Annotated in this window: 16 protein-coding genes and 1 pseudogene; 4 read left to right on the top strand and 13 right to left on the bottom strand. The window is 46.7% G+C overall.

Annotated features, from left to right (window positions below; genetic code table 11):
- Window positions 1-59: 59 nt before the first annotated feature.
- The 4 genes from F7D47_RS00480 to alaS all read right to left on the bottom strand — a co-directional run bounded on the left by F7D47_RS00480 (window position 60) and on the right by alaS (window position 6095).
- Window positions 60-1265 carry an ATP-binding protein gene (locus tag F7D47_RS00480; RefSeq protein WP_153086423.1) on the bottom strand — a complete coding sequence of 402 codons (1206 nt, stop codon included), beginning with the start codon at window positions 1263-1265 and terminating at the stop codon, window positions 60-62.
- 137 nt (window positions 1266-1402) lie between these two features.
- Window positions 1403-1912, bottom strand: a complete 510-nt coding sequence (locus F7D47_RS00475; RefSeq protein WP_153086422.1) for a gamma carbonic anhydrase family protein — start codon at window positions 1910-1912, stop codon at window positions 1403-1405.
- A gap of 59 nt (window positions 1913-1971) precedes the next feature.
- Entirely contained in the window at window positions 1972-3096 is a 1125-nt protein-coding gene (locus tag F7D47_RS00470) for an AAA family ATPase (protein ID WP_153086421.1), read from the bottom strand.
- Window positions 3097-3431: 335 nt separating this feature from the next.
- Window positions 3432-6095 (bottom strand): alanine--tRNA ligase, encoded by a 2664-nt coding sequence (gene alaS, locus F7D47_RS00465; protein ID WP_153083488.1) that lies wholly within the window; start codon window positions 6093-6095, stop codon window positions 3432-3434.
- A 177-nt stretch (window positions 6096-6272) separates the two neighbouring features.
- Between alaS and F7D47_RS00460 the strand changes: the two genes are divergently transcribed.
- Window positions 6273-6620 carry a MerR family transcriptional regulator gene (locus F7D47_RS00460; protein WP_022121419.1) on the top strand — a complete coding sequence of 116 codons (348 nt, stop codon included), beginning with the start codon at window positions 6273-6275 and terminating at the stop codon, window positions 6618-6620.
- A 28-nt stretch (window positions 6621-6648) separates the two neighbouring features.
- Here F7D47_RS00460 and F7D47_RS00455 read toward each other — a convergent pair whose 3' ends face one another.
- The 6 genes from F7D47_RS00455 to F7D47_RS00430 all read right to left on the bottom strand — a co-directional run bounded on the left by F7D47_RS00455 (window position 6649) and on the right by F7D47_RS00430 (window position 14053).
- On the bottom strand, window positions 6649-7638 hold the full coding sequence (locus tag F7D47_RS00455; protein ID WP_153086420.1) for a pectinesterase family protein: 990 nt from the start codon (window positions 7636-7638) through the stop codon (window positions 6649-6651).
- A 137-nt stretch (window positions 7639-7775) separates the two neighbouring features.
- On the bottom strand, window positions 7776-10061 hold the full coding sequence (locus tag F7D47_RS00450; protein WP_022121421.1) for a RelA/SpoT family protein: 2286 nt from the start codon (window positions 10059-10061) through the stop codon (window positions 7776-7778).
- 65 nt (window positions 10062-10126) lie between these two features.
- Window positions 10127-11497 (bottom strand): lytic transglycosylase domain-containing protein, encoded by a 1371-nt coding sequence (locus F7D47_RS00445; protein WP_153086419.1) that lies wholly within the window; start codon window positions 11495-11497, stop codon window positions 10127-10129.
- An 80-nt stretch (window positions 11498-11577) separates the two neighbouring features.
- Window positions 11578-12264, bottom strand: a complete 687-nt coding sequence (locus tag F7D47_RS00440) for a DUF5683 domain-containing protein (RefSeq protein WP_119235775.1) — start codon at window positions 12262-12264, stop codon at window positions 11578-11580.
- A gap of 56 nt (window positions 12265-12320) precedes the next feature.
- Entirely contained in the window at window positions 12321-13232 is a 912-nt protein-coding gene (locus F7D47_RS00435) for a ParB/RepB/Spo0J family partition protein (RefSeq protein WP_153086418.1), read from the bottom strand.
- Window positions 13233-13288: 56 nt separating this feature from the next.
- Window positions 13289-14053 carry a ParA family protein gene (locus tag F7D47_RS00430; protein ID WP_117586026.1) on the bottom strand — a complete coding sequence of 255 codons (765 nt, stop codon included), beginning with the start codon at window positions 14051-14053 and terminating at the stop codon, window positions 13289-13291.
- 100 nt (window positions 14054-14153) lie between these two features.
- Here F7D47_RS00430 and surE point away from each other — a divergent pair, with 100 nt between their 5' ends.
- The 3 genes and pseudogenes from surE (at window position 14154) to F7D47_RS00415 (ending at window position 17487) form a co-directional block, all read left to right on the top strand.
- Window positions 14154-14918 (top strand): 5'/3'-nucleotidase SurE, encoded by a 765-nt coding sequence (surE, locus tag F7D47_RS00425; protein WP_153086417.1) that lies wholly within the window; start codon window positions 14154-14156, stop codon window positions 14916-14918.
- Window positions 14915-16054 (top strand): annotated as a pseudogene (gene lpxB / locus F7D47_RS00420) (lipid-A-disaccharide synthase); the annotation flags it as partial. The gene surE and the pseudogene lpxB, both read left to right, overlap by 4 nt.
- Window positions 16055-16533: 479 nt before the next feature.
- Window positions 16534-17487, top strand: a complete 954-nt coding sequence (locus tag F7D47_RS00415) for a glycoside hydrolase family 5 protein (RefSeq protein WP_153083484.1) — start codon at window positions 16534-16536, stop codon at window positions 17485-17487.
- Between the two features lie 159 nt (window positions 17488-17646).
- Here the strand turns inward: F7D47_RS00415 and F7D47_RS00410 are convergent, their stop codons facing one another.
- From F7D47_RS00410 to rsfS, 3 genes are all read right to left on the bottom strand, one after another.
- Window positions 17647-18513 carry a phosphatidate cytidylyltransferase gene (locus F7D47_RS00410; RefSeq protein ID WP_022121429.1) on the bottom strand — a complete coding sequence of 289 codons (867 nt, stop codon included), beginning with the start codon at window positions 18511-18513 and terminating at the stop codon, window positions 17647-17649.
- 11 nt (window positions 18514-18524) lie between these two features.
- On the bottom strand, window positions 18525-20615 hold the full coding sequence (ftsH, locus tag F7D47_RS00405) for an ATP-dependent zinc metalloprotease FtsH (protein ID WP_118078742.1): 2091 nt from the start codon (window positions 20613-20615) through the stop codon (window positions 18525-18527).
- A gap of 70 nt (window positions 20616-20685) precedes the next feature.
- Window positions 20686-21045, bottom strand: a complete 360-nt coding sequence (gene rsfS, locus F7D47_RS00400; protein WP_006847152.1) for a ribosome silencing factor — start codon at window positions 21043-21045, stop codon at window positions 20686-20688.
- Window positions 21046-21063: the final 18 nt, after the last annotated feature.

Here is a 21063-nt window from a genome sequence, read left to right as displayed (position 1 = left end):
TCTAAAACCCGATAAGGTTTATTGCATTAACGCTATTTAACTGGTTTGCTCTATCGTTTTTATATTCCTTCAGTCAGGAACTTGCGAAGATGCAGGTGCGTGATGCCGTCATTATCATTTTTTGTGAGCAGAGGAGTCATGGAGATAACGTACTTCGGATAATTGTCCTTGATGGCACGGAGATTACCGAACTCCCGTTCTCTGGTTGCATCGTCGGCTATGATGTAGGAAGCTTGCACGTAGATGCGTTCGCCTTCTGGCTTGGTACAAACAAAGTCGATTTCTCCAGCTTGCAGTTGTCCTACATAAACTTGATAGCCCAAGCGTATGAGGTTCTGATAGATGATATTCTCTATCACTTTCTCAATGTTTCCTTCACGTGTTCCCCCGGCAATGGCATTTCTAATGCCGTTGTCTTCAAAATAAAACTTATCGTTGGTTTCAAAGATACGTTTGCCGTGGATGTCATAGCGGTTCACCTTGTGCAGAATATAGGCTTCACAAAGGAAGAATATGTAATTGGTGATAGCTGCCGAAGCAATGGATTCTCCTTGAGATTTCATATATTTGGAGATGCTGTTGGCTGAGATGAGTTTACCTGTGTTATCTGCCAGGAAACGCACCAGGTTCTCTAAGAATGGCACGTTTCTAATTTGGTTGCGCATAATGACATCCTTAAGCAAAACGGTATGGTAAATATCCATTTGATATTCACGTGCATCATCCTCTTCAAGACCTATCTTTGCCAGACCAGGCAGGCCACCATACTGAATGTACAGAGCAAGTGCTTCGTCATTATCTGATAGTTGATGAAATTCCAGAAACTCGTTATAGCTCAGCGATTGGATATAGATTTCCTTATATCTGCCACCGATGAGTGTGCTCAGTTCATTGCTCAGCATGCGGGCATTGCTACCTGTGATGATAATGTCGGTGTTGGGTTCTGTGCGATAGCTTCGGATGGATCGTTCAAATTCCTTGATTTCTTGTATCTCATCGATAAGGATATAGTTATGTTTATCGGACTGAAAGTGCTCTCCGATATAGTCGTTGAGATCCTGATAGGTCTGAATGTTGTCAAACTCTCTTTTCTCCTTATTTATAAAGATGATATTGTTGCAGTCATCTGCCTTCTTGCGGTCACGAATCATTTTCATCATGCAGCTTTTACCTACACGACGTTGACCTACTAATACGATGATAGTCTCCTTACCAAGATACCTTTCTATCTTGTCGATATATGATTGACGAATAATAGTTGCCATATTTTTATCACTTATAAATGAAAATTTTTGCAAATATACGAAAAGTTTCACTTATAAGTGATAAAACTTGTCTATTTTTAGTTTTTATAACTTATAGATGGTATTGTTTCAATGATATTAAATGCTCGTTGTAACAATTAATCTTCCTTCAGATACCAGTCTTTGATGTATCCGGAATAATGCTTGGCAAACTCCTCGGCTTGTCCAGGAGCGCAGGTCTTTACTTTCCTGGCTGGAATTCCCGCCCAAATCTCATGTGCAGGAACCTTGGTGCCATGGGTAACTACAGCACCTGCTGCAATGATAGCTCCTTCACCGATATCAGCCTTGTCAAGCACGGTGGCATTCATTCCGATGAGTGCGCCTTTTCTAACGGTAGCTCCATGAACGATGGCACCATGTCCCACAGATACATCATCCTCCAGGATGCAAGGCATCGTACCGGTTTGATGGATGCATGCACAATCCTGTACATTCACTCTGTTTCCACATCTGATGGCATCCACGTCAGAGCGCAATACCGCACTATACCAGATGCTGCAGTCATCACCAAGAATACAGTCGCCGGTCAGTACGGCGTTCTCAGCGATAAAACAATTCTTTCCCCATTGAGGATTTTTTCCCTCTACTGTCTTTATAATAGCCATATTGAATATATATTTAAATTTGGGTGCAAAGGTAACAAAAATATTGAAATCACCTTATACTATTTCAGATACTTCTTCAGCCACAAATCGAAGAACTTGTCATATACCACGTAGGCATCATCCTGCTGGGTAATGAAATCTTTCTCCAGCAATCCCTTCAGGGCGGAATTTACAGAGCTTGGCGACGGGAGATGATATTTCTTTGCGAAGGCTCCGCTCTTTACGCTTCTGGCTTCGCCCTCTGCAGAGATGGCGATGAAGACATTGCGCTGCTTTTCCGGCATCTGGCGCAGAAGGGTCTCGTAGGTGTCTGATGCCATGTTGAGATTGTAGTTGATGGCATCATCTACCATATCCAGAGTGCAGGTACCCTGTTCGGGAGTCTTGAGGAAGAGAACATTCATTACTCGCTGGATGTATGAAGTGACACCACCGAAACGGGCGAAGAGTTCTCCGATAATGGCAGTATCTAGATGCTTGTTGCGCTCCTCGAACTTGGCTGTGGCAAACTCCTTGTATTTCTCCACATCCAGAGGCTTCAGGTTCATCAGCGTCACGCTCTGATAGAATGGGCGGGCAGGAGATGTGAACATTTCTGCCATCAGATGGCGGTGAGAACCCGAGAAGATGAAGTGGGCATTGGTGCAACGCTGAATGTAGGTACGGAGTAAAGCTTCTATGCGGTTGTCGGCATAGTTGGTGATTTGCTGAAACTCGTCGATGGCAACAAGACATGGCTTGTCGGCTTGGTTGAGATAAGAGAATATCTCATCAAGCGTAATTTCGGGATTTACTATGTTGCCGATGCCTATTCCCCAAACTGGAGCCCCGTTGATATCGAAAGAGATTTCTGAACGGAGAGAAGAGAGTGCTATCAGGAATTTCTCCCAAGCGCTTCTACCTTTAGGGCGAAGTTCATCAATAATGGCTTTGCCGAACATATTGACCAGATCGCTGACGGAATTGGTTGAATAGATGTCTATGATAAAAGTATAATAATCTTTTTGGATGACTGGCTGGGCAAAGCAATGGTGAATCAGCTCTGTCTTTCCGATGCGTCGAGGGGAAATCAGAGCCATGTTATTCTCATTGGTCAGCATCTCTGTGATGTGCTGGGTTTCTTCCATACGGTCGCAGAAGTATTCCGGACCGGCGTAACCATTTGTGACAAAAGGATTCTTCATTACCATATTTATACCTTATTATATATTTTACGGCTGCAAAGATAATGCAAACGAGCGCAATGTAAGCTTGCTTACAAATTGCCGAGTGCAGCTTATCTTCTGCAAAGATACAACTTTTATTCCGATTATCATAAAGTGATTATCATAAAATGATAATAAAATAAGGAATTTTATCATTTGATGATTATCATAAATTGATAATTATGATATGGAGACCCCTTTAATGTCAATAGAAAAAGGGTTGCAATCCTCGAAAAGATGGATTGCAACCCTTTATACCTTATTATATATAAGAGTTAAGATAACTCTATCATATATTCAAATGTGGAAGCAGATTACAGCTGAGCCAACTCTACAACCTTATCTACTGCAGCGCTCAAGCCGTCCTTGTTCTTACCGCCAGCCTGAGCATAGTGAGGCTGACCGCCACCGCCGCCCTGAATCAACTTGGCAGCTTCGCGAATCATCTTACCAGCGTTCAAACCATGATCCTTTACCATATCATCGCTGAACATTACGCTGAGCATAGGCTTGTCGTTATAAACAGAACCTACCACGCAAATCATGTTCTCTGGCAAAGCCTCGCGAACCTTGAATACCAAATCCTTGGCAGCTGCTGGCTCCATTGGCAATACGGCTGTAACAACCTTCACACCATTGATTTCTTTTGCATTCTCTACAAGCTTATCCTTGGCACGCTCTACAGCCTGAGCCTGGAACTTCTCAACATCCTTCTTCAAGGCATCGTGCTCGTCGATGTACTTTCTGATGACACCTTCGAGATCCTTGGCGTTGTTGAACAAGCCCTTCAACGCTACGATGGTATCCTGCAAACCATAGATAGCCTCCTCGCAAGCCTTACCTGTCAAAGCCTCGATACGACGGATGCCGGCTGCTACGCTGCTCTCAGAGATAATCTTGAAGAAACCAATCTTACCTGTGCTCTTGGCATGAATACCACCACAGAACTCGGCAGATGGACCGAAGCGAACTACACGAACCTTGTCGCCATACTTCTCGCCGAAGAGGGCGATAGCGCCAAGTTCCTTAGCCTCCTCGATAGGAGTATCGCGGTGCTCATCCAATGGATAGTCGGCACGGATCATCTCGTTTACCATGTGCTCTACCTTGCGGAGCTCCTCATCAGTTACCTTCTGGAAGTGAGAGAAGTCGAAACGCAAGGTGTCCTTATCTACATAAGAACCCTTCTGCTCTACGTGGTCGCCCAAAACCTGCTTCAGGCAGTAGTCGAGCAAGTGGGTAGCTGTATGGTTGGCTGCACTTCCCTCGCGGTTCTCGATATCTACGCAAGCCATGAAATCAGCGTTTACATCCTTTGGCAACTCCTTTACGATGTGGATGCTCTGGTTGTTCTCGCGTTTGGTGTCGATAACCTGGATGGTCTCGTTCTCGCTAACGAGTACACCCTTGTCGCCAACCTGTCCACCCATCTCACCATAGAATGGAGTGTTGTCGAGTACCAACTCATAGAAAGAGTTCTTCTTCTGAGTCACCTTGCGGTAGCGCAGGATGTGGCACTCATATTCTGTATAGTCGTAACCCACGAAGTTCTGGTCGCCTTCTTTCAAAACCTCCCAGTCGCCGTTCTCTACAGCAGCAGCATTGCGGGCACGCTCTTTCTGCTTCTTCATCTCCTCGTCGAAGCCTGCAGCATCTACGGTGTAACCATTCTCACGGCAGATAAGCTCTGTCAGGTCGAGAGGGAAACCGTATGTATCGAAGAGACGGAATGCGCTTACGCCGTCGAGCTGAGTCTCGCCATGAGCCTTGAGCTCGTCCATATCGCCATTGAGGAGGTTGATACCCTTCTCCAAGGTACGGAGGAATGAATCCTCTTCCTCTTTCATCACGCGGGTGATGAGCTCCTGCTGAGCTGGCAACTCAGGGAAGGCTGCACCCATCTGCTCTACCAATACATTGACGAGCTTGTACATGAATGCCTGCTTCTGGCCGAGGAATGTGTAAGCGTAACGTACGGCACGGCGCAAGATACGGCGGATTACGTAACCAGCCTTGGCATTGCTTGGCAACTGGCCGTCGGCGATAGAGAAGGCTACGGCACGGAGGTGGTCGGCGCAAACACGCATAGCGATGTCGATCTTCTCCTGCTCATCCTTACCCTCACCATTCTCACCTGTAGGAGTAGTGAAGCCATACTTCTTGCCAGAGATAGCCTCGATTTCCTTGATGATTGGCTGGAAAATATCTGTATCATAGTTAGAGTGCTTGTCCTGCAACATGCGAACCAAGCGCTCGAAGCCCATACCTGTATCGATAACGTGCATTGGGAGTGGTTCGAGAGAACCATCAGCCTTGCGGTTGTACTGCATGAACACGATGTTCCAGATTTCGATGACCTGTGGGTTATCCTTGTTTACCAACTCACGGCCTGGCACCTGAGCCTTCTCCTCTGGAGTACGAGAATCCACGTGAATCTCTGAGCAAGGACCGCAAGGACCTGTATCGCCCATCTCCCAGAAGTTGTCGTGCTTGTTACCGTTGATGATGTGGTCGGCTGGCACGTGCTTAGCCCAGTAACCTGCAGCCTCGTTGTCGCGTTCCAGACCTTCCTCCTTGCTACCCTCGAATACGGTAACGTAGAGGTCGGCAGGGTTGAGTTTCAACACTCCGGTCAGGTATTCCCATGCCATATCGATGGCACCCTCCTTAAAGTAGTCGCCGAAGCTCCAGTTACCGAGCATCTCGAACATGGTGTGGTGGTAAGTATCGTGACCCACCTCTTCGAGGTCGTTGTGCTTACCGCTTACACGGAGACATTTCTGAGTATCAACACGACGAACATCCTTGCCTGGGTCTTTTGTACCGAGGATGATGTCTTTCCACTGGTTCATACCAGCGTTTGTAAACATCAGCGTTGGGTCATCCTTGATAACCATAGGTGCTGATGGAACAATCTTGTGGCCTTTACCTTCGAAGAATTTCTTGAAGGATTCGCGCACTTCATTAGCTGTCATCATATCTTTTTTATATTTATCTTTAATTTCTTTTTCCTGTTTTGGAGAGGGGATTGAGAGTCCTCTCAGAAAATATTTTTGCCCTTTAGGGCATTTTCTTCCGAAAATCTTTGCAAAGATAAGAAGAATTGTTTAATTTTGCAACTAAATTAATTATTTTTGAAATTAAAGACGGAAAAAATGGCAATAATTCCAGATAAAACAACGAAATTGTACTATTCTATCAAGGAAGTAGGTGAAATGTTTGGTCTAAACGACTCTACGTTGAGATATTGGGAAAAGGAGTTTCCTTTTCTCAAACCGAAGGTTGCTGGCAACAAAGTGCGTCAGTATACCGATAAGGATATTGAGCAGGTAAGGCTTATCTACAACCTTATCAAGGTGAAGGGATTGAAGATTGCGGCTGCCCGTAAGTATCTGAACCAAAACAGAACGGGTGCCGAGAAATCTTCTGAAGTTCTCGACACCCTTATTTCTGTAAGAGACCAGCTCAAAGAACTCAAAAAGCAGCTCGATGGACTGGTTTAGTAACTTTGGACTTTATGATTAGCTAGAGTTACCACGCTTCTTCGCCGAAGACATTCTCGATGGTAACTTTAGCAGCTTCTTTCTTGGTGAGCTGACGGCTCCAGGCTACGCGTGCCTTGGTTGCAGCACCTGCACCGTGGTTGTTATATTCGCTGTAGCGGGCTGTCTGTTCGTTGCTCTGCTTGCCCCAGTTGTGCCATCCTTCTGGACGGATGTGGCTGCCCATTTCGCAATTCATGAAGAGGGTAGCTGCATAAGGGCGCCATGGGCGGCCCAGGTAAACCTTGTCTACGCCTGGCTCGGCGGTAAGTTTGCACTTGTTGAATACATAGCCATATTCCTGACCGGCTGGGCTGGAGGCAGCTGTAATGTAGCTGTTGGCCTTGCTGCGAATCTCACAATTCTCAAACCATGCTCTTCCCGGACCAAAGATGAAATCGGTGGTTCCTTCGATGTAGCAATCGTAGAAGGCTGAACGGTTGTTGGCTATACCTGTATAAACGGTATCCTGATTGCCCAGCAGACGGCAGTTCTGAACCAGGATATGATCGCCTTCAAGATGCAGGGAGACAGCCTGTCCCAGTTTGGCTGCATTGTTCTCGATGGTGATGTTCTTCAGGGTGATGTAACTGCCCTGTACCTTCAGGGTATAAGTGCGGAATGTGCCCATCGGTTTACCCTTTACAGCAGCTTCTGAATCGAGTCCACCTACAGGCATCTTGATGTTGGCATGATCGTCCCATGTGATGATAGTGTTATCACGGTCTTCACCACAGATGGTGATGTTGGTGAGCCATGAAGGGAGGATGAGTTTCTCCTTGTACACGCCTTTCTTTACGTAGATTACCTTGCTGTAATCCATGAAAGCACGACATACTTCGATGGCTTCGTCGATGGTGCGGAATTCGCCGGTACCATCACGGGATACTACAATCGTGTCGGGGTTGTCATACTTGTTGGCTGCTGCCAGAGACAACAGGGGCAACATCATTAAAAATGATAAGAATAATTTTTTCATATTGTTTTTAAGTTTTTTGTTTTGAATCGATTTCTATAAAGATGTTGAAATCTGTATGATTTCATAGAGAATCGCCAGATTTTAAATCCGGCGATTCTCTGTTATTTATCTTTTCTTTATTATCATAAACTCCTAAGTTACAGGATTCTCTGTACTTCCTGCAGATCATCAATATTTCGGAGTTGGTTCATAATGGTCTTAACTTCTTCGCGGTCGTGAACACGGAGTTCGATGGTACCGTCGAAGATGCCGTTGTCGCTACTGATAGTTAACTTATGGATATTGATGCCTAACTGGTCGCTAATCACCTTACTTACATCCAGCAGCATGCCCTTACGGTCGATACCCTTGATTTCGATGGTAGCATCGAAGAGTATCTGCTTGTGCATATCCCATTTGGCATCTACGATGCGGTTGCCGAAACTGGACTTCAGTTTGGCTGCTATGCTGCAAGAGCGCTTATGGATTTCGATGCGGTTCTTGTTGTCGATAAAGCCCATAACGTCATCGCCAGGAATCGCATGGCAGCAGCTAGGGAAGATAAATTGGTTGATGTTCTCCTCGGTCAGGATGAGTGGCTTCTTCTTGTTGAAGTCTTTGCCCACCACGAAAAGATCCTGAGGCTTCACGATGCCTTTTTCTTGAGCCTTCTCCTTGCTCTTGCCCAGGAATGGGATATAATTGCGCCAGCTGCTGGCCTGCTGTTTCTTAGGCTTGCCCTGCAACTCATCGAAATCTTTATCGCCTAGGATAATCTGATGGTCTCCCAATGACTGGAAGAGGGTTTCAGGCTTCTGGATATTATGAAAATCGCATAGGCGGTCTACCACCGATGCACTCATCTCGATGCTGTTCTTCTTGAGCCATTCGGTGAGTATGTTTTCTCCCTTCTTCTGAACCTCTCGTGAATCGCGGCGCAGGATAGCAAGAATCTTGCTCTTTGCCTTGGCTGAACTGACGAAGTTTACCCATTCTTCCTGTACATGCTGGCTCTTGGAAGTAAGAATCTCAACCTGGTCGCCACTTTGCAGCTTATGGCTCAGCGGAACCAGCTTATGGTTTACCTTGGCTCCGATGCAGTGGCTGCCCAGGAAGGTATGAATCTGGAAGGCGAAGTCGAGGGCAGTACAGCCTGCCGGCATCGTCTTGATTTCTCCCTTTGGTGTGAAGACGAAGATTTCTGAAGCATAGAGGTTCAGCTTGATAGCATCGAGGAAGTCCATGGCATCCGGCTGCGGATCGTCCAGAATCTCCTTGATGGTGCTGAGCCAGTCGTTCAGTTCGTTCTCATCTTCTGTATATTCACCTTCGTTTCCTTCTTTGTATTTCCAGTGGGCAGCAAACCCCTTTTCTGCTACCTCGTCCATACGGTCGGAACGGATCTGTACTTCTATCCATCTTCCCTGCTTACTCATCAGGGTAACGTGGAGTGCCTGATAACCGTTTGCTTTCGGATGGTTCAACCAGTCGCGCAGACGGTCTGGATGGCTCTTGTAGATTTTGCTGATGGCTACGTAGATATTGAAACATTCGTTTACTTCGTTTGCTCTCACCTTTGGCGTAAAGATGATGCGCACAGCAAGAATGTCGTAAATCTCATCGAAGGTAACGTGCTTGTTCTGCATCTTGTTCCAAATAGAATAAGGGCTCTTCACACGTGCTTTGATTTTGTATTCTACACCTAACTTGTCGAGTTCTTCGCGGATTGGTGCAGTAAAACTCTCGAAGAGGGTATCGCGCTGCGATTCGGTATCGGCAAGTTTATGCTCTATGTTGGCATACTCCTGTGGATGGTCGTAGCGGAAGCTGAGGTCTTCGAGTTCGGTCTTGATTTTGTTCAAGCCCAATCGGTTGGCGAGAGGTGCATAAATATACAAGGTTTCGCCCGCAATCTTGTATTGTTTGTTGGCCGGTTGCGATTCCAGCGTGCGCATGTTGTGCAGGCGGTCGCAAATCTTGATAAGGATAACACGGATGTCATCGCTCATAGTGAGCAATAGCTTTTTGAAGTTTTCTGCCTGTGCTGATGCCTTATCGCCGAAGATTCCACCACTGATTTTGGTGAGTCCATCAACGATTTGTGCCACCTTGGCTCCAAAGATGTTTGAGATATCTTCTACTGTGTAGTCGGTATCTTCTACCACATCATGAAGCAGTGCGGCACAGATGCTCGTTGAGCCGAGCCCCATCTCCTCGCAGGCTATCTGAGCCACGGCGATAGGGTGCATGATATATGGTTCGCCCGAGAGGCGGCGCACACCTTTGTGCGCCTGTCGGGCGAAGTTGAATGCCTTGGTCACTATATCTACCTTCTTGCGGTGTCGCGAACTCAGGTAGGTGTCAAGCAGGTGTTGAAAGGCATCGCCAATCAACTGGTTATCAGCCTGCTCTCTTTCGAGGTCTTTCAAGTTCTGGTCATCCATAGTGGGTCCCTCCAATAAATAATGTTCTTAATTAGACTGAAAAAACTACAGCATACGTAGTTCTTTTATTTCACTTTGATTTTCTTTCCGGCACGGATACTGTTACCCTTGATGCCGTTCAGTTTGCGCAGTTTCTTAACGGTTGTTCCGTTGCGTGCTGCTATTTCAGAAAGGGTATCACCATTCTTGATGGTTACACTCTTGCTGCCTTGTTTTCTGTTTCTGCCTCGCTTGCTGCTCTTCTTGCTGCTCTTCTTGCTGCGTGAAGAAGCGCTGTGGCGACTGTAGCTGCTTCGTGGGCGGCTATAGGTAGGCTGTGCATCGTTGACATCTACGGTAGCGCGCTTCTGGAAGAGTTCATCGGCTCTGTAAGCACAGATGCTGTCCTGCTGGTCGATGAAACTACCGATGAGGGTAGATGGAAGACGCAATACCATCGGATGGTTCAATCCGTTGATGATATCATGACGATACTGTGGATTCAGATTGCGCAGGTGCTCGATGTTGATGTTCAGCACTTTGGAAATCTGCTCCAGGTGGATATCTTTTGATACTACGATAGTGTCTGTCTTTACTGGCAGTTCGCTTACCATAGGGCAGATGTTATGATCGCAGTAGTAGTTCATGATATAGTTGGCAGCGATGAAAGCTGGTACATATCCACGTGTTTCCTTTGGCAGATATGGATAGATGTTCCAGTAGTCGGCGTTGCCTTTTGCACGATGGATGGCCTTGTTGACATTGGTTGGACCGCAGTTGTAAGCTGCAATCACGAGGCTCCAATCGTCGAATATTTTGTACAGGTCGCTCAGATAGTGAGCGGCTGCATAGGATGCTTTTACCGGGTCGCGGCGTTCATCGATGAGTGAGTTTACTTCCAGTCCATATCGCTTGCCGGTAGGCAGCATAAACTGCCATAAACCTGTGGCACCAACGCGTGATACAGCTTTAGGGTTGAGTGCCGATTCAATAACTGGCAGATATTTCAGTTCCAGTGGCAGATTGTAAGCCTCTAATGCCTCTTCGAAGATAGGCATGTAGAAGTTACTTGCTCCCAACATAAAACTTACCGAACGGCGTAGTTTACCGCTGTAACGGTCTATGAATTTCTGTACTACCTCATTGTATGGCATTTCGATGATGGTAGGCATTCTCTTCAGACGGTCGATATACACTTCCTTCTCGAAGACAGGGTTTACATCGCGGTATTTGCAGGTTGTATCTGCCATCATGTAAGTCTGTGCATTGTAAAGGTGGAGCAGGCTGTCGAGGTTATCTTCCATTCCCTCAGGTACTTCGATTTCCTCCTGCTTTCCGTCTTTGTCGGTAACGGTGATGATATCATCGTTATCTGTTTCTTCTGTAACGTCGGTTTGGGCATGAATGCCTTGTAAGCTGAACAGCATCGCTGCTGCCATGACTAGTATTTTCTTCATATTGATGTTTTATCTCGTCTATGTTTCTAATTTCTATTTTGCGTTATAATATATATAGGTGTATTCTAACTCCTCACGCATTAAAATGTGAGTGAGCAACTTACGCCGAGGCTTCCAGACCGCAACGGATTGGCAGTCTTGTTGCCGTTATTCAGCATGGTAGGCTCTATTCTGAGCGAGAGATCATCGGAGATGTCAAATTCCGAGAGCGATGCATCTACGTAGGCATCAATCACTGAGAAGGCATAGATGCCTATCATGACGAAGGTTCCCAAGTCTCTCCAACGGCGATATTTATCTTTTCGCTTGCGGAAGATTTCCTTATAGCGTTCTATGTTCGATTCGTTGATTTGGGCACCCAAGTGCAGAAATTGATTGTAGCTCTGGGTGTTGGGGTCATCGTCCATAATATCCATGTAGGCTTGCGAATAGTCGTGATACATCTGGTTGTTCCAGGTGATGGCGTATGTACAGCCTACGAAACCGCCATAGATGAAAGGCAGTTTCCAATATTTGCGATTGTATATCTGTCCGGCACCAGGTAATACAAGTGCCAACCACATGGCACGCTTGGTATCAGGTCGCCAGGTTGCCCAGTTGCGCTTTTTGCGTACAGGCTTTGCTGGTTGGGTGAGGCTTGCCAGTTTGCTGCTGTCTTGTGCGGTAAGCATCGAGTCGATGGCTATTTTTGCCGAGTCGGCTGATGCAATGGCTGGCACATCGGTCACTTGTTTTTTTTGTTTCGACTTCTGTGCCTGTGCGCCCATCGGTGCCAGAAGCAGCAGGGTTGCCAAACAGATTTGTGATATACTGAGTTTCACTTTTATTCTTGCTTTAACTGATCGAAAACATTCATGATGTGCTCCAGCTCCTCTTCGTTGGCGAATGGAATGCTGATTTTTCCCTTGCCCTTAGCAGAGCAGGTGAACTGCACTTTGGTATTGAGAAACTGTGACAGGCGGTTCTTGAGTTGTGTAAATTCCTCAGGCATCTGAGCCTTAGCCGTGATGGTTTTCTTACCGCTCTCGATGTCTTCTCCGCTCTTGAGTCGCTGTACCATCTCTTCAACCTTTCTTACTGAGTAGCCGTTCTTCTGTATCTCCTTGAACAACTTGATTTGCAGCGAAGGTGAGTCGAGGGCCAGTAGGGCACGGCAATGACCCATGTCGATTTCTTTCTTCTGTAGTGCCATCTGCACCTGGGCAGGAAGTTTGAGCAGTCGCAGATAGTTGGCGATAGCTGCACGGCTCTTGCCCACACGTTCTGAAATTTTCTCCTGTGTCATACCCTCGTTTTCCTGAAGGTGTTCGTAGGCGAGTGCTATTTCTATGGCGTTGAGGTCTTGGCGCTGGATATTCTCTACGAGCGCCATTTCCATTACGTTCTCATCGCTGATGGTGCGGATGTATGCAGGGATAGCTGTCAGCCCCGCAAGTTGTGAAGCGCGCCAGCGGCGTTCACCGGCGATAATCTGGAATCTGTTTTCTGAAACCTGTCTTAAGGTGATAGGCTGGATGATGCCTATGGCCTTGATGCTTTCGGCGAGCTCATGTAGGGCTTCGTCGTCAAACTCCCGGCGTGGCTGATTGGGATTCGCCTCAATCTGGTCGAGAGGAATTTCATTGATGGTACTGCTGCCCTGGGTGCGCACTCCCTCGGTAGAGATGAGGGCGTCGAGTCCGCGTCCTAAAGCGTTGCTCTTTGTACCGTTGTTGTATTTCTTGTGTACTGCCATTTTTTTACTTTTAATTTTGAACATTGAACTTTCTAAAAGAGTTCAATTTCCAAATCTTAACTATTCTTGTTGATAATCTCCTTTGCCAAGGCCAGATGGTTCTTGGCTCCATTGCTTTCTGCATCGTAAAGGATAACTGGGAGACCATGGCTCGGACTCTCGCTCAGCTTCACGTTGCGCTGGATAACGGTCTTGAACACCAATTCCTGGAAGTGGCGTTTCACTTCGTCGTATATCTGGTTGGCAAGGCGTAGACGACTATCATACATGGTGAGCAGGAAACCTTCTATCTCGAGTTTCGGATTCAGCTTGCTCTTGATGATCTTGATGGTATTTAGCAATTTGCTGATACCTTCAAGTGCGAAATATTCACATTGAACTGGGATGATGACACTGTCGGCTGCCGTCAACGAATTGACGGTGATGAGACCGAGCGAAGGCGAACAGTCTATCAGGATATAGTCGTATTCGTCGCGGATAGGCTGAAGCAATGTCTTAATCACCTTTTCGCGATTTTTGAGATTCAGCATCTCTATCTCGGCACCTACCAGGTCGATATGACTAGGAATGATATCGAGTCCATCAATGTCGGTGGTGTAGATGGCATCGCGTACGTCTGCATGGTCAATGATGCATTCGTAGAGCGAGCAGTCTACCTCGCTGATGTCCACGCCCAATCCACTGGAAGCGTTTGCCTGTGGGTCGGCGTCCACTACGAGTACAGTTTTCTCTAGCGTGGCAAGCGATGCTGCCAAGTTGATGGTGGTAGTAGTCTTTCCTACACCGCCTTTTTGGTTAGCTAATGCGATGATTTTTCCCATTTTCTTAGTAAATTTTCGGCAAAGATACAAAAATATTGTGAGAAAGTCGCTATCTTTAAAGGTTTTTTCGTACTTTTGCACCAAAAAGAAAGATATTTTTATGGAAAATAAGAAACCGTTAGTATTAATTTCGAATGATGATGGCTATCATGCCAATGGAATCAAGACCCTGGTGAACTTTCTGAAAGACTGGTGCGACCTGCTGGTTGTTGCTCCGGAAAGTGCCCGTTCGGGATTCGCCTGTGCCTTCTCGGCTACTACTCCCTTGCGCCTAAAGCGTCGCCACAATATGGGAGATGATGTGGAGGTTTGGTCATGTAGCGGCACACCGGTAGACTGTGTGAAACTGGCATTGGATCAGTTTCTTGCTAATCGCAAGCCCGATCTGATTATCGGCGGTATCAATCATGGTGACAATTCGAGCGTGAACAATCATTATTCGGGAACTATGGGTGTAGCTAAAGAGGGCTGTATGCAGCATATTCCAAGCATAGCCTTCAGCAGTTGCAATTATGATGAGAATGCAGATCTCACTCCTTTGCGCGATGGGGTGCTTAAGGTAGTTAAAATGGTGCTGGAGAAGGGATTGCCAGAATATACCTGTCTGAATGTCAACTTTCCGGCTTTGCCTCCGTTCAAGGGCTTCAAGGGTTGCCGGATGACTCATGGCTCCTGGATCAATGAGGTGGATCATCGCACGCATCCGCATGGATATGATTATTATTGGATGGTGGGTGAATACCGTAATGACGAACCGGAGGCAACGGATACCGACCAGTGGGCTGTGAATCATGGTTACATCGCTATTACCCCAACTAAGATTGATGTAACGGATTATGATTGGTTAAAGAACTTTGAATTATGAAGTATTACCTGATAGTAGGCGAGGCTAGTGGAGATTTGCATGCCAGCAGATTGATGCGCTCGTTGAAAAAAATAGACGAGTTTGCTGAATTCCGTTTCTTTGGCGGTGATTTGATGGCTGCTGAAGGTGGCACTCGCGTCAAGCATTTTAAGGAGTTGGCTTATATGGGTTTTGTGCCTGTACTGCTACATTTGGGTACCATCTTTTCGAACCTGAAGAGATGCAAGGAAGATATTGTGAAATGGAAGCCGGATGTAGTGATACTGGTAGATTATCCGGGATTTAATCTCAAGATAGCTAAGTTCTTGAAAAAGAACACCAATATCCCTGCCTATTATTACATTTCTCCTAAGATATGGGCATGGAAGGAGTGGCGGATTCGCAGCATTAAACGTGATATCGCTGAACTCTTCTCAATCTTGCCATTCGAGGTGCCGTTCTTCGAAAAGAAACACCGTTATCCTATTCACTATGTAGGTAATCCTACGGCTCAGGAAGTAGGGGAGTTCAGGTCGGGATATCATCAGAGTTTTACGGAATTCTGTCAGGAGAATAATCTTGACACCTATCGTCCTGTTATCGCTTTGCTGGCAGGAAGCCGTCTGCAGGAAATCAAAGACAATCTGCCGGCGATGATTGAGGTGGCTGAGCGTTTTGAAGATTATCAGATGGTGCTTGCCGGTGCTCCTTCGATAGACGATGCTTACTATGAGAAGTTTATCAAGGGTACACCTGTCAAACTGGTGCGTAACAAGACTTATCCGCTCTTGTCGCATGCTACGGCAGCTCTTGTTACCAGTGGTACTGCAACCTTAGAGACGGCTCTTTTCGATGTGCCTCAGGTGGTATGTTATGAAACGCCTGTACCTCATCTCATCCGTTTCGGTTTCAAGCATATCATCAAAGTGAAGTTTATCTCGCTGGTGAATCTTATCGCCAATAAAGAGATTGTGCCGGAGATGCTTGCCGACCGCTTTACGGTTGATGGTATTGCCAACGAACTTTATCAGATTCTTCCGGGAGAACCTGGCAGGGATAAGATGTTGGCAGAATATCAGGAAGTTCGAACTCAGTTAGGCGATAAGGTTGCGCCGGATGAGGCTGCGGGCATCATGTTTGATCTTCTGGTTAAGCGTAGGGAAATGCTTCTCCGTATGGCTCGTGAACGTGCTGAAGCTGAAGCCAAAGCTGCAGCTGAGGCTGCAGAACGTGCGCGACAGAAGGCGATAGCTGAAGCCGAGGCTGCTAAGAAACGTGCCGAAGAGGAAGCTTTGGCGGCGCAGAAACGGGCAGAAGAAGAGGCTGAACTGGCACGAATAAGAGCAGAAAAAGCCCGACTGGCGGCTGAGGCTAAAGCACGTGAGGCTCAGCAGCGTGCAGCCCAGGCACAGTATGAGGCGCAGGAAGCCCAAAAGGGTGAACACTTTGAAGAAGAACAGGAAAAAGGTGAAATGTTTTAATAAAAAGTAATCTCTTTCAGTTCTGTGGCGGATATCAATCCGCTGCAGAACTGCTGACTAAGGCAGATTTGTAATCTGCTACCTATGTAGGAGTATTAGCTATCCTAAAAAAACAAACCCAAAAATATATATTTAATTTTAAACCCTAAAAAAAAATGAAAAAACTAATGACCCTCATTTGTGCACTCTTTTGTATGGCACAAGTGTATGCAGCAAACCCTGTAAAGCAATGGGGACAGTTGCAGGTAAAAGGTGCGCAGCTTTGCGACCAGAGTGGTAATCCTGTAGTGTTGAGAGGCGTGAGTCTGGGATGGCACAACATCTGGCCTCGGTTCTACAACAAAAAAGCGGTGAAATGGCTTGTGCAAGACTGGCATGCCAACATCATCAGAGCAGCCATGGGAATTCAGATAGACGACAACTATCTGGAAAATCCAGACTTTGCTCTGAAATGCATTACCCAGGTGGTAGATGCTGCCATCAAGAATGATACCTACGTGATTATCGACTGGCATGCACACAAGATGCATACAGCCGAGGCTAAGGCCTTCTTCGGAAAGATGGCGCAGAAGTATGGTAAATATCCTCATGTGCTTTACGAACTCTACAATGAACCTGTTGAGGATAAATGGGAAGACTTGAAGGTATACGCTAAAACCATCATCACGGAAATCAGAAAGTATGATCCGGATAATATCATCCTGATGGGCTGTCCGCATTGGGACCAGGATATTGATATCGTGGCAAAGAGCCCTATCGAGGGTGTGGAGAATGTGATGTATACCCTTCATTTCTATGCAGCCACCCATAAAGATTATCTGCGTGATAAACTGGAGGCTGCCGTGAAGAGCGGTTTGCCGGTCTTTGTATCAGAATGTGCTGGTATGGAGGCTTCGGGTAATGGTCCTCTGGCTCCTGAAGAGTATCAGAAATGGCTCGATGTAATGGAGAAAAACAAGGTGAGTTGGGTAAACTGGTCGGTTTCGGATAAGGATGAAACCTGTTCCATGCTTTTGCCACGTGCCAAGGCTACCGGCAACTGGACAGATGATCTCATCAAGCCATGGGGCAAGATGGTGAAGCAGGCACTGAAGAAATATAACAGATAACAGCATAGTTTATCGCAAGTACTTTCGTGAGCCATCGAAGCTACTTGCGTTTTTGGGGGTGATATGAAAAAAGAAAGGCAGGGGTTCTTTGAGGAATCCCTGCCTTTCTTTTTTGCTTGGCCAAACTATAGGTTTGGCCTTTATCTCATAAAAGATGTATTATCCAAACAACTGGATGGTGTATAGGTAGATTACTGCTGCCGGTATCGCCATGAGCGAAGAGTCGAAGCGGTCGAGCATACCTCCATGTCCTGGCAGGATGTTGCCGCTATCCTTTACTCCGAGGGTACGCTTGAAGAGGCTTTCTACCAGATCGCCCCATGTGCCGAAGAATACCACAACCAGACCTAAACCTTCCCAACCGAGAATGCTGAGACGATGGGCTTCGCCATCGTTGGCAATATAGCCGATAATGCCTGCTGCTATCAGTACGAATATACCTCCGCCTATGCTGCCTTCCCAACTCTTGGCTGGACTGATGCGAGGAAAGAGCTTATGCTTGCCGAAAAGCGAACCGCTGCAATAGGCACCGGTATCATTGGTCCAGAGGAAAATGAAAATACTCAAAGGCAGCAGCATGTCGTAATGTATCTGGCCATCGAAAGCTGATGTCTCGAAACTCAATACATTGATCATCGAGAAAGGCAAGGCGATGTACAACTGAGAGAGCATAGTGTAAGCCCAATCGTTGATGGCATCCTTGTTGCCTGTATACAGTTCGCTGATGAAGAGATAGAGGATGGTGAGCAGATAAGGTACGAAAACCACGAAATTGCCCACAATGCCCATGCGGAAACCAGCCACGGCAAGGAAGAAGTAAACACCCGCCACGGTGCTGATGAAACGGTTTACCGTAACATTCTCCTTCTGGTTAACTAATCCGCAATACTCCCATATGCTCAATCCGGTAATGAGGGCGAACAGGATAACCATTGCCCTGGGATTGAGAAAGCAAGATACCATGCACACCACGAAAAATACGCCTGTGATGGATCTTATCACTAGATTCTTCTGTTTGTCAGTCATATCGGTTTGTTTTATTCGTTCTTGTTTTCTTCCGAACCTTCATCCTTCTTGGAAGTCTCTTCAGAATCTGCATTCTTCTTCTGGTTCTCTTCATGCTCCTTGATGGCAGCCTGAACTTCAGGAAGTTCCTTTACGGCGTCATCGTCTATCTTAGGCTGTTCGTCTTCCATGATTTCCTGCGAACGGCTCAACCAAGGGCGTTTGCCAAAGATATGTTCTACGTCTTCTGCCATAATCACCTCTTTCTTGATCAGGAGCTCTGCTAAGGCATTGTGGCCTTCCTTGTGCTCCATCAGAATGTTCTTGGCACGTGTATACTGCTCGTTGACAATCTTCAGAACTTCCTGGTCTATCTCGCGGGCTGTAGACTCAGAGTACGGACGCTGGAATGCATATTCGTTCCGGTTGTAAAAGCAGATGTTTGGCAACGTCTTGCTCATACCGAGATAAGCTACCATACCATAAGCACTCTTTGTGGCGCGCTCCAGGTCGTTCATGGCTCCTGACGAAATATGACCGGTGAAGAGTTCTTCTGCGGCACGTCCACCCATTAATGAACACATCTCGTCGAGCATCTGTTCCTTGGTGGTTATCTGGCGCTCTTCTGGCAGATACCATGCAGCACCGAGAGCCTGACCACGAGGCACGATGGTAACCTTGATGAGAGGGTTGGCATACTGGCAGAACCATGAGATGGTTGCGTGGCCTGCTTCGTGGAGAGCGATGCTACGCTTCTCGTCGGCAGTCATCACCTTAGTCTTCTTCTCCAGACCGCCTACAATACGGTCTACTGCATCGAGGAAATCCTGTTTGCACACAGCCTTCTTGTCGTGGCGTGCAGCAATGAGGGCTGCCTCGTTACAAACGTTGGCAATATCTGCACCCGAGAACCCTGGAGTCTGACGGGCCAGTAGATCAACATCTACTGTTTCGTCTATCTTGATAGGTTTGAGATGAACCAGGAAGATAGCCTTACGTTCGTTCAAACCAGGGAGATCTACGTGAATTTCGCGGTCGAAACGTCCGGCACGGAGCAAGGCGCTGTCGAGCATGTCTACGCGGTTGGTAGCTGCAAGGATGATGACACCACTGTTGGTGCCGAAACCATCCATCTCTGTAAGGAGAGCGTTCAATGTGTTCTCGCGCTCATCATTACCACCCATGGCTGGGTTCTTGCTGCGGGCACGGCCTACAGCATCAATCTCATCGATAAAGATGATACAAGGTGATTTCTCTTTAGCCTGGCGGAACAGGTCGCGTACACGTGAGGCACCTACACCTACGAACATTTCAACGAAGTCGGAACCGCTCATGGAGAAGAAAGGTACGCCAGCCTCGCCGGCAACAGCCTTAGCCAAGAGGGTCTTACCAGTTCCCGGAGGGCCTACGAGAAGGGCTCCCTTTGGAATCTTACCACCCAAGTCGGTATATTTTTGTGGGTTTTTCAGGAAGTCTACAATTTCCTTCACTTCCTGCTTGGCACCTTCCTGTCCGGCCACATCCTTAAAGGTGATGCCGATGGCATTTCCCTTTTCGTACATCTTAGCTTTGCTTTTGCCTACGCTGAAGATGCCGCCGCCCATACCGCCGCTGCCCATACCGCCGCTGAATCTTCCAGACATCCAAAGGATGAAGAATACGAAGAAGAGCAGAGGTGCCAGATTGAAGAGCGTGCTTAAGAAGTCGTTATCCTTCTGGTTGTCGTAGCTGAAGGAGCGTATCTTCTTTTCCTTCAACATCTGGTTGGCATAGCGTTCCACTTCGTCAACCGAGCCGAACTGTACTTTTACGTATGGGTTAGGACCAACAGACTTTGCCGGCATATTGTATACATCGCGCGTATATTTCGGGTTGATGTATATTTTGAGGGTGCTTTCTGTTTTATTGGCCACAACACTGAGCACATAACCCTTGTCTACATACTGTTTGAACTGGGTGTATGTGGCTTCCTTGGCAGCGCTGCCTCCAATCGCATCGCCTCCTCCTGTAAAGAAGAGGATGATCATGGTGATGAGGCAGATGGTGAAAAGCCAGGTCATATTAAATCGTGGCATCTTTGGTCCACCATTGCCACGAGGCTTCATATTATTGCTTTGTTCCATTTTATTTTATATGTATAACTTTTAGTCGAAAAACAATGTCTGATCCATCATGTAGGATGGGAGAGGCTGACTAGTCGAGATCAGGTATATGGGTAAGCTTTGCATCCTCCCATAAATGTTCGAGGTCGTAATAAGCACGTACTTCCGGAAGGAAGATGTGTACTAATACGTCAACAAAGTCCATTGCCACCCACTGGTCGTTGCCGAGACCTGCTACATTTACAGGTTTTTCTTTCAGGTTCTTGCGCACGATGTCTCCCACAGAACCTGCGATAGCTTCAACTTGAGTAGGGCTTCCTCCCTGGCAGATGATGAAGTACTTGGCAATGCTTCCATCGATTTCTGTCAGGTCGGCGATAACAATGTCTTGACCTTTCTTTTCTTGTATACCTTCTTTAATAGTCTCTACGAGTTGTTTAACTGTGTTCATTTATCTTTTCTTTCTTAC

The organism is Segatella copri (assembly GCF_009494835.1).
Classification (GTDB): domain Bacteria; phylum Bacteroidota; class Bacteroidia; order Bacteroidales; family Bacteroidaceae; genus Prevotella; species Prevotella copri_F.
Note: the sequence above shows the minus strand (reverse complement) of the source record. Positions and strands in the feature narration are given on the sequence as shown.

Bases quoted from the DNA above. Each gene is read 5' to 3' on its own strand.
- F7D47_RS00480 (WP_153086423.1), bottom strand. From the start codon at position 1,265: ATGGCAACTATTATTCGTCAATCATATATCGACAAGATAGAAAGGTAT.
- F7D47_RS00475 (WP_153086422.1), bottom strand. From the start codon at position 1,912: ATGGCTATTATAAAGACAGTAGAGGGAAAAAATCCTCAATGGGGAAAG.
- F7D47_RS00470 (WP_153086421.1), bottom strand. From the start codon at position 3,096: ATGAAGAATCCTTTTGTCACAAATGGTTACGCCGGTCCGGAATACTTC.
- alaS (WP_153083488.1), bottom strand. From the start codon at position 6,095: ATGATGACAGCTAATGAAGTGCGCGAATCCTTCAAGAAATTCTTCGAA.
- F7D47_RS00460 (WP_022121419.1), top strand. From the start codon at position 6,273: ATGGCAATAATTCCAGATAAAACAACGAAATTGTACTATTCTATCAAG.
- F7D47_RS00455 (WP_153086420.1), bottom strand. From the start codon at position 7,638: ATGAAAAAATTATTCTTATCATTTTTAATGATGTTGCCCCTGTTGTCT.
- F7D47_RS00450 (WP_022121421.1), bottom strand. From the start codon at position 10,061: ATGGATGACCAGAACTTGAAAGACCTCGAAAGAGAGCAGGCTGATAAC.
- F7D47_RS00445 (WP_153086419.1), bottom strand. From the start codon at position 11,497: ATGAAGAAAATACTAGTCATGGCAGCAGCGATGCTGTTCAGCTTACAA.
- F7D47_RS00440 (WP_119235775.1), bottom strand. From the start codon at position 12,264: ATGGGCGCACAGGCACAGAAGTCGAAACAAAAAAAACAAGTGACCGAT.
- F7D47_RS00435 (WP_153086418.1), bottom strand. From the start codon at position 13,232: ATGGCAGTACACAAGAAATACAACAACGGTACAAAGAGCAACGCTTTA.
- F7D47_RS00430 (WP_117586026.1), bottom strand. From the start codon at position 14,053: ATGGGAAAAATCATCGCATTAGCTAACCAAAAAGGCGGTGTAGGAAAG.
- surE (WP_153086417.1), top strand. From the start codon at position 14,154: ATGGAAAATAAGAAACCGTTAGTATTAATTTCGAATGATGATGGCTAT.
- F7D47_RS00415 (WP_153083484.1), top strand. From the start codon at position 16,534: ATGAAAAAACTAATGACCCTCATTTGTGCACTCTTTTGTATGGCACAA.
- F7D47_RS00410 (WP_022121429.1), bottom strand. From the start codon at position 18,513: ATGACTGACAAACAGAAGAATCTAGTGATAAGATCCATCACAGGCGTA.
- ftsH (WP_118078742.1), bottom strand. From the start codon at position 20,615: ATGGAACAAAGCAATAATATGAAGCCTCGTGGCAATGGTGGACCAAAG.
- rsfS (WP_006847152.1), bottom strand. From the start codon at position 21,045: ATGAACACAGTTAAACAACTCGTAGAGACTATTAAAGAAGGTATACAA.